General features: G+C 31.0%; 12 protein-coding genes. All 12 read left to right on the top strand.

Going from position 1 to position 13,307, the window contains the following annotated elements; all coding sequences use genetic code 11:
- Positions 1-75: 75 nt before the first annotated feature.
- The 12 genes from DBT50_RS08985 to DBT50_RS08930 all read left to right on the top strand — a co-directional run bounded on the left by DBT50_RS08985 (position 76) and on the right by DBT50_RS08930 (position 13,304).
- On the top strand, positions 76-387 hold the full coding sequence (locus DBT50_RS08985) for a single stranded DNA-binding domain-containing protein (protein ID WP_002839977.1): 312 nt from the start codon (positions 76-78) through the stop codon (positions 385-387).
- A 1-nt stretch (position 388) separates the two neighbouring features.
- Positions 389-604 carry a Maff2 family mobile element protein gene (locus DBT50_RS08980; RefSeq protein WP_000394203.1) on the top strand — a complete coding sequence of 72 codons (216 nt, stop codon included), beginning with the start codon at positions 389-391 and terminating at the stop codon, positions 602-604.
- A gap of 10 nt (positions 605-614) precedes the next feature.
- Positions 615-1,478: a VirB6/TrbL-like conjugal transfer protein, CD1112 family gene (locus DBT50_RS08975; RefSeq protein ID WP_000466919.1), complete on the top strand. Its 864-nt coding sequence runs from the start codon at positions 615-617 to the stop codon at positions 1,476-1,478.
- A gap of 9 nt (positions 1,479-1,487) precedes the next feature.
- The gene (locus DBT50_RS08970; RefSeq protein WP_111853414.1) at positions 1,488-1,778 is read left to right on the top strand and encodes a hypothetical protein; all 291 of its coding nucleotides are present in this window, start codon (positions 1,488-1,490) and stop codon (positions 1,776-1,778) included.
- A 1-nt stretch (position 1,779) separates the two neighbouring features.
- Positions 1,780-2,190, top strand: coding sequence for a PrgI family protein (locus DBT50_RS08965; protein WP_005956341.1), 411 nt, complete (start codon positions 1,780-1,782; stop codon positions 2,188-2,190).
- Entirely contained in the window at positions 2,081-4,504 is a 2,424-nt protein-coding gene (locus tag DBT50_RS08960) for a VirB4-like conjugal transfer ATPase, CD1110 family (protein ID WP_002836672.1), read from the top strand. The genes DBT50_RS08965 and DBT50_RS08960 overlap by 110 nt, the downstream gene beginning before the upstream one ends.
- 7 nt (positions 4,505-4,511) lie before the next feature.
- Positions 4,512-7,091: a CD1108 family mobile element protein gene (locus tag DBT50_RS08955; protein ID WP_111853413.1), complete on the top strand. Its 2,580-nt coding sequence runs from the start codon at positions 4,512-4,514 to the stop codon at positions 7,089-7,091.
- 14 nt (positions 7,092-7,105) lie between these two features.
- On the top strand, positions 7,106-7,345 hold the full coding sequence (locus tag DBT50_RS08950; RefSeq protein ID WP_001080402.1) for a hypothetical protein: 240 nt from the start codon (positions 7,106-7,108) through the stop codon (positions 7,343-7,345).
- Positions 7,332-9,683 (top strand): leucine-rich repeat protein, encoded by a 2,352-nt coding sequence (locus tag DBT50_RS08945; RefSeq protein ID WP_111853412.1) that lies wholly within the window; start codon positions 7,332-7,334, stop codon positions 9,681-9,683. Before DBT50_RS08950 ends, DBT50_RS08945 begins: the two co-directional genes overlap by 14 nt.
- A 14-nt stretch (positions 9,684-9,697) precedes the next feature.
- Positions 9,698-10,564 (top strand): CD1107 family mobile element protein, encoded by an 867-nt coding sequence (locus DBT50_RS08940; protein ID WP_002836659.1) that lies wholly within the window; start codon positions 9,698-9,700, stop codon positions 10,562-10,564.
- A 63-nt stretch (positions 10,565-10,627) separates the two neighbouring features.
- Positions 10,628-12,349, top strand: a complete 1,722-nt coding sequence (locus DBT50_RS08935; RefSeq protein ID WP_035109583.1) for a DNA topoisomerase 3 — start codon at positions 10,628-10,630, stop codon at positions 12,347-12,349.
- Positions 12,342-13,304: a DNA cytosine methyltransferase gene (locus DBT50_RS08930; RefSeq protein WP_002836657.1), complete on the top strand. Its 963-nt coding sequence runs from the start codon at positions 12,342-12,344 to the stop codon at positions 13,302-13,304. Before DBT50_RS08935 ends, DBT50_RS08930 begins: the two co-directional genes overlap by 8 nt.
- Positions 13,305-13,307: the final 3 nt, after the last annotated feature.

Genomic DNA, 13,307 nt, shown 5'->3' with positions numbered 1-13,307 from the left:
AATGTATAGCGATTGGAAATAAATAGATCCAGTCGCTTTTTTAATTGAAATTTATAGATTAAGGAGAAGAAATTAATGGATAGAGAAATGATAAATATTAATGCAAATTTAGTTAAAGAAGTGGAATTATCAGAATTTGAAAGAGATGGAGAAAAAGTAGATGTAGCAAATTTTACTCTCATTAAAAAATATGGTAAAGGAAAAGAATATATAAATTGTTCAGTCTACGGAGAAAAAAGCGAACGTGCAAAAGAATTAGATAAAGGAGATCTAATCCATGTCTTTGGATATTTCAAAGAAAACAAAAAAGGAGATAAGGTCTACAAGAATTTTATAGTTAAATCACTAAATAAAATAGAAAATAAGAAAGAAAACGAGGAGGAATAATATGGAATTTTTTACAGCTGGAGTTGGAGTTTTAAAGACACTTGTAACTGCAATTGGTGCAGGTTTAGGAGCATGGGGAGTTATTAACTTAATGGAAGGTTATGGTAATGATAACCCTGGTGCTAAATCTCAAGGTATTAAGCAGCTTATGGCTGGTGGGGGAATTGTACTAATCGGTATTAAATTAATTCCACTACTTGCAAATGCTTTAAAATAGGAGAAAGTCTATGTTTGGTATCTTTGACAAGCTAACTGAATTTTTTAAGGATATGCTACTCGGAGGTATCAAAGCAAATCTTGAGTCCATGTTCTTAGATATAAATGACAAGGTAGGAGTTATTGCAACTGATGTTGGGAAGACACCAATGGGTTGGAATGGAGAAGTGTATAACTTCATAAAAAACATTAATGATAATGTGATCGTTCCAATAGCAGGTCTTATCATAACAGCAGTTTTATGTATTGAACTCATAAATATGGTTATGCAAAAGAATAATATGCACGATACAGATACTTTTGAGTTTTTCAAATACATTATAAAGATGTTTATAGCAGTCTACCTTGCAAGCCATGCCTTTGAATTTTCAATGGCAGTCTTTGATGTGGCACAAAATCTTGTAAACAAAGCGGCAGGGGTAATCACTACTTCTGCCACTGTTTCAGGAGATCAGATAGTTGCAATGGTTGATACATTAAAAGAAAAAGAAATAGGTGAGCTTTTAATGATATTAGTTGAAACAAGCCTTGTAAGGATTGCAATTCAATGTATATCTTTAACTATTACCTTAATAGTATATGGGCGTATGTTTGAAATATATGTCTACTCATCAGTATCATCCATACCATTTGCGACTATGGGAAATAAAGAATGGGGTCAGATTGGAACAAATTATATCAAGGGACTTTTTGCCTTGGGACTACAAGGTTTGTTTTTGATGGTATGTTTAGGTATCTACACCGTTTTAATAAGAACGGTACAGATTACAGATATTCACGCAAGCTTGTTTAGTATATTAGGATATGCTCTACTACTTGGACTTATGATGTTTAAGAGTGGAACAGTTGCAAAAAGTATTATGAATACGCACTAGGAGGAATAAATGTTAAAAAAGAAAAATTGTGCTTTATTGGGACTTGGAATTTTATTAGGAGGAACTTATGAAATCTTAAAAGAGGAAAAAAGAAATGAAGAGATTAGAAACTTAAAGAGGAGAATAAATAGACTCGGAAGATGTCACAATGAATTTGTTATGTATCAAGGCGAATACAATGACAGAAATGAAGAAAAACAAGAAGAATTAGAAGAAAGAATTAGCTACCTAGAAGAAGAAACAATATCTAATTATGACCATATACTTGAACTTTCCAAAGAAGAAGTAGAGGGAGATTAAAATGGCGTATGTACCAATACCAAAAGATTTGGACAAGATTAAAACAAAGGTTGCCTTTAACTTAACTAAAAGACAACTTATAGGTTTTTCTGTGGCAGGACTAATTGGCATACCAACCTATTTATTTATTAAGAAATATCTACCTAATGATGTTTCAATTATTGTAATGCTAATAGTAACCCTTCCAATCTTTTTTATAACCTTATATGAAAAAGACACCTTAACTTTTGAAAAATATTTTAAATTTTTCTATCTTCATAAGTTTTATCAACCAACTAAGAGAATAAGAAAGGAGGCATACCTTGAAGCAAAGAAAAAAGCAAATCAGCGACTTAAATCTAAGGGAAAAACAATTAAAAAAAGACCGAAAGGAAGTAAGAAGGCTAAAAACAAAGAAAGATCCGACAAATAGTCTTCTAAGTGTACTTTTAAAGAAAGAGAAAAAGAGATTTACAGTTGAGGATACTATTCCATATATAAGAATGTTACCAGAGGGCATTTGCCAGTTAGATGAAAAAAATTATTCAAAGACAATTTCATTTCAAGATATAAATTACCAGTTGGCATTGGAAGAAGATAGAGATTTAATCTTTAACCAATTTGCCAACTTTTTAAATTCTTTTGATCCAAGTGTCCACATTGAACTTTCATATGTAAATCAATTAGGAAGAAATAGAGACCTACAAGATGCAATTAAAATTGCTGATAAAGGAGACTTCTATGACGATGTAAGAAAAGAGTTTAGGGAAATGTTAAAGCTTCAACTTGCAAAGGGCAATAACGGACTTAAAAAGATGAAGTATATAACCTTTACAACAGAAGCCGATAATCTAGAGCAAGCAAGAGCAAAGTTAAATAGACTTGAAGTAGATATTTTATCTAACTTTAAATCTATGGGGGTAAGAGCAGAAAGTCTTGATGGCGAAGAAAGATTAAGACTTGTTCACGATATGTTAAATCCAGACAAAAACTTTGATTTTTCATATAAAGATTTGAAGAAAAAAGAGTCTACAAAATCACATATAACTCCCAATATCTTTAATTTTGTACCAGCAAATAATTTTAAGTTTGGCAAATATATTGGAGCAGTAAGTCATTTTCAAATACTTGCAAGTGAGTTATCAGACAGAATGTTATCTGAGTTTTTAGATATTGATGACAATATTTATGTAGCTTTTCATATAGATGTAGTTGAACAAGCAGAAGCCATTAAACTCATTAAGAGAAAAAACACAGACCTGGATAGAATGAAAATTGAAGAACAAAAGAAAGCAGTTCGTGCTGGGTATGATATGGATATTATTCCATCAGATATAAATACTTTTGGGGCTGATGTTAAGTCCATGTTATCTGACTTACAAAATAGAGATGAAAGGCTCTTTGTAGTTACCATAGTAATGATGAATTTTGCTAGGACTAATCAAAAATTAGAAAATACCATTGCTCAAATTTCATCAATTGCTAACAGACATAATTGTCAGGTAAAAAGATTATCTCATCAACAAGAACAAGGACTTGTTTCTGTCTTAACTTTAGGAGTTAATCAAGTCGAAATAAAAAGATTTTTAACTTCGTCATCAACGGCAGTATTTATGCCTTTTACAACAGAAGAGCTATTTATTGATTCGGCAAATTCCTTGTATTATGGCTTAAATGCCCTTAGTCAAAACTTGATTATGGCAGATAGGAAGAAACTAAAGAACCCTAATGGACTAATATTAGGAACACCAGGTTCTGGTAAATCTTTCTCGGCAAAGAGAGAGATGGCAAATGCAATTCTTGTCACAGATGATGATGTAATTATTTGTGATCCTGAGGGCGAGTATTCAAACCTTGTAAAACAATTTAATGGAGAAGTTATTAAAGTTTCAGCAAAGTCAAAGGACTATCTAAATCCACTAGATATAAATATGAACTATGGAGATGGGGACGCACCTTTAAAGGATAAGGCAAATTTCATAATGTCTATGCTTGAACTTGTAGTAGGAGGATCTGGTCTTACTGCTGCAGAAAAATCAGTTATAGATAGGTGCTTACCAAAGATATATCAAAAATATTTTGAAGACCCAAAACCAGAAAATATGCCGATATTAGGAGATTTATACGATATGCTCCTATCTCAAGAAGAGGGAGTCGGTAGGAAGCTCGCAACAGAAATGGAAATTTATGTTAAGGGAAGTCTTAATGTATTTAATAATAGGTCAAATGTTGACCTAAATAGGCAACTGCTCTGTTTTGATATAAAAGAGCTAGGAACACAACTTAAAAAAATAGGTATGCTTGTAATTCAAGACCAAGTTTGGAACAAGGTTTCCCTAAATAGAGGAAGCAAGTCTACAAGATACTATATAGATGAGTTCCACCTTTTATTAAAAGATCCACAAACTGCTTCATATTCAGTAGAAATCTGGAAAAGATTTAGAAAATGGGGAGGTATTCCAACAGGCATAACTCAAAACGTAAAAGACCTTTTAACAAGTCAGGAAATTGAAAATATCTTTGACAATACAGACTTTGTTCTAATGTTAAATCAAGCATCTGGGGATAGAGATATTCTTGCTAAGAAATTAAAAATATCGCCTTATCAGTTAAACTATATTACTAATTCAAATGCAGGTGAAGGACTCTTATTCTTCGGAAATACTATTGTTCCATTTATAGATAAATTCCCTAAAGACACCATGCTATATAAGCTAATGACAACAAAACCAGAAGAAGCTAAGTAGGTGTGATATGGATAAAAAATTAAAAAAAGATTTTCAAAAGAAAATTATACGAAATAGGGACGCTCCTGAAAAGAATATGGATAGTAAACTTGTTCATTCAGATGATTATACCAATAAGATTATTAAGAATAAGGATAGGTTCGGAGATAAAATTTCAGAAAAAGAATCTAAACTTATTCATGAGAATGTATTAGCTAAAGATCAAAAACAAGATAAACTAAAAGATTTTCAGAAGGCTAAAAACAAGGAAAGAATCAGAAAAGAAGTTTTAGATAATAAGGATAAGGTTGAAGAAACAAAACAAACTAATCTTGAAATAAGGACAGATGAAAGCATTAAACTTGATGAAGACTTAGATGTAGACTTCAAAAAAGTAAATTTTGATAGTGAAAACAGTAGAAATATTAATTCTAATAAATTAACAACAGATGATATTTCAGCTAACGCTCAACCAATAAGCAATAAGAAGGCATCAAGTAAAAGAAAAGTTCTTAAAAATTATGAGGATAAACTTATCCATAGTAAGGATAAATTCCAAGACAAAATCAACGAGAAAGAGTCTAAGCGAATCCAGACAAGTGAAGATAAACCTATCGAAGCAGAGAAAAGCAAGAGAATATATAGAAAAGATAAGCTTGTTAAAGATGAAGTGAGCAAGAACGACAGTAATGCTAATATCGATAAAAAGCGAAAACAGAAACTTTATCAAGAAAAGAAGTTTAGAGATAAGGAGAAAATTTCTAAAGAAAAAGATAAAGAAAATAAGCTAAACGAAGTTGATACAGATAAAACTTTTGATAATCCTGAGTTTAAAGACAATAATCAAGAATTTATAAAAGATGAAAAAGAAACAAGCCTTAAACCTTCAGAACAAAAGAAAGTTAATAAAAAGAAGACTTACTACAAGAGAAAAAATTATGAAAGTGATAAATTTACTCGAAAGAAAATCGATGACTTAAAAAATGAATCTAAGAAAGTTACACCGAAAGATTCTAAGAAGGCACAAGATGTTAAAGACTTTATATCAGATAAAAAGATTGGAGAGCTTGAAAAGTCTAAAAGCAAGCTAAAGGATAATATTTTAAAGAATAAAACTAAAGGAAGTCTATCTTCTGGGGTTTTATTATCTGGAGCTAAGTCATCAGAGTTAGTGAGAGATTATTTAAGTTCAGGATCTGATAATACTGGTGTAGAATCTGGAGAAAAGGCCGCTAATGTAAGCTCTAAACTTCAGCATGGAATAAGGAAGTATAAGTTAGACAAAAAGAAAAAGTCATTAAAAAAGCTATCTACACTTGATAAGAAAATAAGAAATAGAAAAAGCAAGTTGGAGTTTAAAAGTGGCTTGGAAGATTTAAAAAAGTCAGACTCCTATATAAAGAAAAATAGATTTAAGAAGTTTTACCAAAGAAAACAAATGAAAAGCATGATAGCTAAAAAGCACGAAACAAGACTGGTAGATAGAGTTAAAAAAGCTATTTTAAGTTTAGGTAAGGCTTCTAAAGAGCTAATCGTAAGAAAAAGTAAGATGGTTCTATTTCTAGTAATAGGACTAGGTCTTATGCTATCAATCATGATTGGTGGTGGAAGTGTTGGTATGAGTGGATTAAGTAACTCTGTTAACTCAGTAATGACAACAACATACCTATCACAAGATACAGTTCTAAGTGAAGTTAATCAAGAATTTTCATCAATGGTGTATGACCTACAATCACAAATCGAAAGTGTAAAAACAAGTCATCCTGGATATGACGAATATATTATAAATAAAGATGGAGAAATTGGTCATAATACCCATGAACTTTTATCCTATATAACTTCAAGATGTGGTGAAGTAAAATCAGCATCTGAAGTAAAAGGAATTTTAAAAGAGCTTTTCGATAAAATGTATAAGCTTGATTTTAAGGAAGAAATCGAAATTAGAACAAGAACAGTAGAAAGAACTAGATATGATAGTCGTGGTAATCCCTATACTAGCTATGAAAAAGAAGAGTACGAATATAAAAAGTTAATTGTAACTTTAAAGAAAAGAGAAATGGATGAAGTTGTTAGGGAAATATTTAAAGATTATCCAGACAATGTAGTTCATTATGAAGCTCTTCTTGAAGCTAAGGGAAATATGGGAGATGTTTTTGGATCAGGTAATGGGGACTTAGGAGAAATAGTAGATAATCCAAACTTTGGAAATCCTGGTCTTGCTTTTGATTCAGCTACTGCCAAAGCCTTATTTAATGAAGCAGAAAAACATATAGGCAAAAGATATGTGTTTGGAGCAAGTGGACCATCTAACTTTGACTGCTCAGGTTTTGTATGTTGGTCATTTACAAAGTCTGGTGTAAAGAGAATGCCAAGAACAACTGCATGGAGAATATACAAAGACTATTGTAACCCAGTCAGTCCAAGTGAAGCTCAACCTGGAGATATTATATTTTTCCATTCAACATATAACAGTGGAACACCAATATCTCACGTAGGAATATACGCAGGTAATGGAATGATGATTCACGCAGGAGATCCAATTCAATACACATCAATAAATTCAAAATATTGGAAATCACACTTTTATGGTTTTGGAAGACCTAGATAGAAGGGAGATATTATGTGAACAGGAAGCTTATAAGTATTAGAAACAAAAAGAAAAAAATAGAAGAGAAATTGAAAGATTTAAATGCAAAATACAAGGAAATTTGCGATGAAGAAATACAGGTTGAAAATGAAGAAATAATTGTAACTCTTAGGAGGAACAATATTAGCTTGGAAGAATTAATGGAGAAAATCAATGATAGAAAAAGAGAAGAGAAATTAAAAGAAAAGGAGAACATTCATAATGAAGAAATTTAATACGAACAGACTAAGAGCCTTTTTTATGGCTCTTTTATTAGTTTTAACATCAACTGTGCATACAAGTGCATTTGCAAAGTCTGATGTTACTTGGACGGAAGATGATTTTATGTATTCCTCTGAGGGAAATATAATCGCTTTTAGTGATAAGGGCTTAGAAAAGAAAGAAAAGACAAATATTCTAGTATTTCCTGAAGAAACGAAGTCTATAAATGGAAATTATTCTTTAAGTCATTCAAACGATGAACTTAGATATAAAAGAGAATTTGGGCGTGGCAAACATTGGGATAAAGTAATTATTCCTGATTCTGTTAAGCATTTAGGTTATGCTGCCTTTTACGAAGCAAGTATAGATGAAGTAAAACTATCAAATAGTCTAACTTATCTTGGTGGTTTAGCATTTTTCAATTGTGGACTTAGAGAAGTAACTTTACCTAATACTTTGGTAAATATTGAACATAATGCTTTTGAAAGAAATAACCTTCAAGAAATAACTATACCGAAGTCTGTGAAGACAATTGAACAGTATGCTTTTTCAAGAAATAAACTACACACTGTAAAAGTTTTAGGCAATCCAAACATTAACAGTAAGGGAGTATTCCATAATCAAGAAGTTGAGTATAGACCAAAACAAAATCCATTTTACGAAAATCATTTTGGTTTCAACGGAAATCAAGGATTCAAATCTATTCCTAATGGATTAAGGTTTGAAAATGGAGAGTTTGTCTTTGATAAGAACGTAGATAGTGTAGAACTTGAATTTGATTATAACAATGATTTGTATCAAGGAAAGATGACTATATACAATCCAAATAAATATTCCATTGATACTCAAACAGATTTAACAGGGCAAGATATTGATGAAAAGGACAATAAGATTGATGATTTAACTAAAAATATTAAGGACTTGGAAAATCAGATCAAAGACTTAAATGATAAGAAACAAGAAGACCAAACAAAGATAGATGAATTAAAGGAAAAGTTAGAATCTTGCAAAGATAATGGAGAGAAACTAAAACAAGAAAAAGCTAAGCTAGAAGAAGAAATTAGAGATAAAGATAATAAGATTGCTCAATTGAATAAAGAAATTGAGGAACTTAAAAATTCTAACAATGATGAACTAATAGCAGAAATTACTCAGCTTAAAGATGAATTAAAAAGATTACAAGATGAAAATGCAAAACTAAAAGAAGATTATTCATCTACAAAATGGGAGTTAGAAGCTGAGAAAGAAAAGACAGATAAAAACGAAAATAAAATCAAAGAAATGCAAGAAAAGCTTGAGTCTTTAGAAGGGGAACTTGCAAAGAAGACTAAAGAAATTGAAGATAAAGATAATAGAATTAAGGACTTAGAAAAAGCTCTTGATGAAAAAGATGCTAAGATAAGAGACTTAGAGTCTAAAAAGAAAGAGACAGAAAATTCTAAGTCAGAATGCTGTAAGAAAATTGAAGAGCTTCAAAAGGCTATTGATAGTTTAAAAGTATCTTCTGAAAATACAAAAAAAGAATTAGAAGATAAGATTAAAGTACTAGAAGAAAAACAAAAAGCTTCTGAAGAAGAAATTAAAAAGCTAAAAGAAGAATTAGATAAGAAAATCGAAGAAGCAAAGAAGTTAATCGAGGAAGCAAATAAAAAAGCAAAAGAAGAACTTGAGAAACAAGCTAAAGATGAAAAAGATAAAAATCTAAACCAAGACCTATCTAAAAAATTAGATGAACTTCTAAAACTCCAAAAAGAAAACAAAGAAAAGAAAGAAGATAAGAAATCTCAAGATAAGAAGTGGGATGAACTTTTGAAAGCTGATGACAAGAACATCCTAAATCAATTTGATCTTAACAAGATGAAAAAGCAAGAGGAACAACAATACAAAAAACAAGTTAAAGATGAAAAAGAATTTGCAGTTTTCCAAGTTGACAAAAACTTTTATAACATTATCAACAAAGATGGTAAGACAACAGTCTATATGGATGTAAAAACTTATGTGGATCAAGGAAGAACTATGATTCCAGTAAGATATATCGCTTATACTCTAGGTTTTAATGTTGAGTATGACAACTCTACTCGTGAAGCTATTTTCTCCAATAAAGAGAATAATATCCTAGCTAAAAAGACATTAAGACTAAATATTGATACTGGTGTTATGAAAGATTCAGATGGTAAAGTCTACAATTCAGATGTTAAGCCAGTTATTATAAATGGAAGAATCCATGCTTCAATTTCAAACATTGCTAAAGCTTTTGGAGCAAGTAATGGAGATATTAAAGATGGTAAAAACCAAACAATAGAATGGGACAATGCTAGAAAAGCAGTCTATGTATTTAAAAATGTAAAATAAGAAAGGATAGAAAAATGAATAAGAGTATTAAACGAGGAGTAGCCATAGCGTTACTCCTTTTTACATTTACAGTACCAGCAACTACATTTGCAATGACAAATGAAGGGCAAATAGAAAGTCAAAACGAATCAATCTATGAACCACAAAAAGAAGAATTTGAAAAAATGTTGAAAGATGATGTTTTTACACCGTCAAAAGAAGAAATTCCTTATCAAGATGTTCCAAGAATACCAGGAAATACAAGTGAAGCAAATAAGCCTTCAAATAATCCTCCAAAGAAAACCCCACTTGTAAAAGGTGGTAATACAAAGGCAGTAAATAATCTTGCGACACAAGAAAATAAGGCAAGAGGTTCAGTAATTGAAAATGTAGATAGGAATGGAAAAGATATAACACCAAGTGGAGATACAGAAAAAGATAAAGAAAATCCAGTAGATGTGAGACAATTTTTAACATTTCAAACTAAAAGTGGAAAAACTATGCACCTAATAGTGGATCACTCATCAAATCAAGATAATGTAAGGCTATTGACAGAAGTAGGAGAGAAAGACCTACTTAATATGATTGAATCAGAAGACAAAAATACTATAAAGGTTGAAGAGCCTAAGAAAGAAGAAGTAAAAAAAGAAGAACCTAAGACTGTTCCAGTAAAAGAAGAAAAGAAAAGTGGAATAGGTTCATTTCTAATTATTGCACTTGTAATTGGAGGAGTTATAGGAGCAGGATACTATTTTAAGGTAGTCAAAGCTAAGGAAGATAAAATGTTGGAAGACTTTGAAGAAGATGATAAGGATTATATTAGTGAGTCAGAAGATGAATCTGACAATGAAGAAAGTAATGAAGAATCTTTAGATGAAGACGATGAAGATGAACTATTATAATAATTTTTAAAAGTTTGAGCGAGAGAGAAATCTTTCGCTCTTTTTTTATTTATGGAGGTATTAATGAAATTAGTAATAGCAGAAAAGCCAAGCGTAGCAGTTACAATTGCAAAAGTAATTGGAGCAAGAACAAGAAAAAACGGATATTATGAGGGGAATGGATACATTGTTTCTTGGTGTGTCGGTCATTTAATTCAAATGGCAAGTCCAGAAAGACACGACGAAAAATGGAAGAAATGGACAATAGAAAATCTTCCTATAATTCCAGAAGAATATATTTATGAAGTATCTAAAAGCACTAAAAAACAATATGGAGTTTTAAAGAAACTTTTAAACGATAAGAATATCGACACAGTTATAAATGCTTGTGATGCTGGAAGAGAGGGAGAACTTATTTTTAGGCTTGTATATAATCAAGCTAAATGTAAGAAGAAAATTCAAAGACTTTGGATATCTTCAATGGAAAACAAAGCTATTGAAGATGGTTTTAGAAATCTTAAAGACGGAGAAAAATTTGAAGACTTATATGGATCGGCAAGTGCAAGAGCTACCTCTGATTGGCTGGTAGGAATGAATTTAAGTAGGCTTTATTCTTGCATTTACAAGGAAACATATTCAGTTGGTAGAGTACAAACACCAACTCTATATTTAATAGCTAAAAGGGATAGTGAAATAAATCTATTTAAGAAGCAAAAATATTATACAGTTGACCTATCTTATAAAGGATTGAAACTTGTATCAGATAGGATTGATAAAATCGAAGTGGCAGAGCAACTTTTAAACTTGATAGAAGATGAAATAGTTATTACAGAGGTAGAGGATAAAGAAATAAGCACAAAACCAGATAAGCCTTATGATCTCACTACCTTACAGAGAGAAGCAAATAAATATTTTGGATATTCAGCAAATGACACTTTAAATATGGCACAAGGTCTGTATGAAAAAAAGCTAATCACATACCCAAGAACAGATAGCAGGTATTTAACCGATGATATGGTTACTACTATGAAAGAATTATTAGAAGGACTTGAAGAAGGTTTTAAAATCAACGAATCAAACTTTAAGTCTATTTTTAATTCATCTAAGGTTACAGACCACTATGCGATTATTCCTACTATATCAGGTATTGGAAAAGTTAAAGATTTATCTGATAAAGAAAGCAAAGTCTATAATCTAATTAAGGATAAACTACTTGCTTCATGTTCGGATAACTTAAAGGAATCTAGTAGAAAAATCAGATATGAATATGATAAATTTAACTTCAATGCAAGTGGAAAGACTATAATCGATGAAGGTTATACCAAGTATCTAAAGGCTTATGGAAAAGAAAAGCAAGAAAATGAATTACCAGATGTAAAGACTGGAGATAAAATTAAGCTAACTTCTAAAAATATATCGGAGAAATTTACAAAAGCTCCAAGTCATTATAATGAAGATACACTTTTAAAGGCTATGGAGAATGCAGGGATTGAATCACTGGATAAAGATATAGAAGTGGAGAGAAAAGGCTTAGGAACACCAGCTACAAGAGCAGGAATTATTGAAAATCTTATCCATAAGGACCTTATAAGAAGAGATAAGAAAAATCTACTTGTAACAGAAAAAGGCAATAGACTTGTATCAATTGTAGAGGATAAGTTTAAGTCAGCTAAAACAACATCTGAATGGGAAATGAAACTTGCAAAGATTAGCTCTGGTGAAGTAGATAAAGAAGACTTTTTAAGAGAAATAGAAGATAGTATAAGGGAGCTTGTAGATAGGTACAAGAATAATCTAAATGAATAAGGTAAAAATATTGGAGCTTTTCGGTGGCATAGGTGCTATTAGAAAGGCTTTTATTAATTTAAAGATATCTTATGAAGTAGTTGATTATGTAGAAATAGATAAGGCTTGTGTTAAATCATACAACGCACTTTATGGAGAGGCTTATAAGCCAAAATCAGTAGTAGGATATAAAGCTCCTAATGAGAAGATAGACTTAATTATGCATGGAAGTCCTTGCCAAGACTTTTCAAGAATAGGGAAAAAGCAAGGAGGAGTAAAGAATTCAGGAACTAGATCAAGCTTACTATTTGAAACAATTAGAATAATCAAAGAAATGAAAGATAAACCTAAATGGATAATTTGGGAAAATGTAAAAGGAGTCCTTGATAGAAATATGAGGGACTCCTTGTTTATTTATCTAAAGGAGTTAGAAGACCTTGGATATGAAAGTAAGTATGAAATTTTAAATGCAATGGACTTTGGGATACCTCAAAAAAGGGAGAGGATATTTGTTGTTTCATGTCTAGGAGCAAATAACTTTTCTTTTAATAAATTGGAGAGGAAAGAAACTAGACCACTAAGTGAATTTTTAGAAAAGGATGTAAGTGAACTTTATACAATGACCCAACCCTATATGCTGAAATTTTTAAATAAAAGCATAGATAACAGTTTTAGAGGGCGACTCAAAGTGATTAAAGATTTTTCTTATACTATTTCTACAAAACAAATGAGAGTACCTAATTCTGGAATAATAGATATTGGAAATGGTAGGTATAGGTATTTAACAGAAAGAGAATGCCTAAGACTCATGGGTTTTGATGATAGTGATATAGACAAATTAGAGGAAGTGCATTCAAGAAGAAAAAATTGCACTTCAAGCAAACTATATAAGCAGGCCGGCAATTCTATTGTGGTTGATGTTTTAATGTGCATTATTAGTTCAATAATGCATGTTAGTGCAAACTTATTATTGTGAATG

Source organism: Aerococcus tenax, assembly GCF_003286645.3.
Classification (GTDB): Bacteria; Bacillota; Bacilli; order Lactobacillales; family Aerococcaceae; genus Aerococcus; species Aerococcus tenax.
This window is presented reverse-complemented; position numbering and strand designations above follow the sequence as displayed.

What these genes read in the sequence shown, in the direction of transcription:
- DBT50_RS08975 (WP_000466919.1), top strand. Translation starts at nt 615, where the DNA reads ATGTTTGGTATCTTTGACAAGCTAACTGAATTTTTTAAGGATATGCTA.
- DBT50_RS08970 (WP_111853414.1), top strand. Translation starts at nt 1,488, where the DNA reads ATGTTAAAAAAGAAAAATTGTGCTTTATTGGGACTTGGAATTTTATTA.
- DBT50_RS08985 (WP_002839977.1), top strand. Translation starts at nt 76, where the DNA reads ATGGATAGAGAAATGATAAATATTAATGCAAATTTAGTTAAAGAAGTG.
- DBT50_RS08930 (WP_002836657.1), top strand. Translation starts at nt 12,342, where the DNA reads ATGAATAAGGTAAAAATATTGGAGCTTTTCGGTGGCATAGGTGCTATT.
- DBT50_RS08945 (WP_111853412.1), top strand. Translation starts at nt 7,332, where the DNA reads ATGAAGAAATTTAATACGAACAGACTAAGAGCCTTTTTTATGGCTCTT.
- DBT50_RS08940 (WP_002836659.1), top strand. Translation starts at nt 9,698, where the DNA reads ATGAATAAGAGTATTAAACGAGGAGTAGCCATAGCGTTACTCCTTTTT.
- DBT50_RS08955 (WP_111853413.1), top strand. Translation starts at nt 4,512, where the DNA reads ATGGATAAAAAATTAAAAAAAGATTTTCAAAAGAAAATTATACGAAAT.
- DBT50_RS08980 (WP_000394203.1), top strand. Translation starts at nt 389, where the DNA reads ATGGAATTTTTTACAGCTGGAGTTGGAGTTTTAAAGACACTTGTAACT.
- DBT50_RS08965 (WP_005956341.1), top strand. Translation starts at nt 1,780, where the DNA reads ATGGCGTATGTACCAATACCAAAAGATTTGGACAAGATTAAAACAAAG.
- DBT50_RS08935 (WP_035109583.1), top strand. Translation starts at nt 10,628, where the DNA reads ATGAAATTAGTAATAGCAGAAAAGCCAAGCGTAGCAGTTACAATTGCA.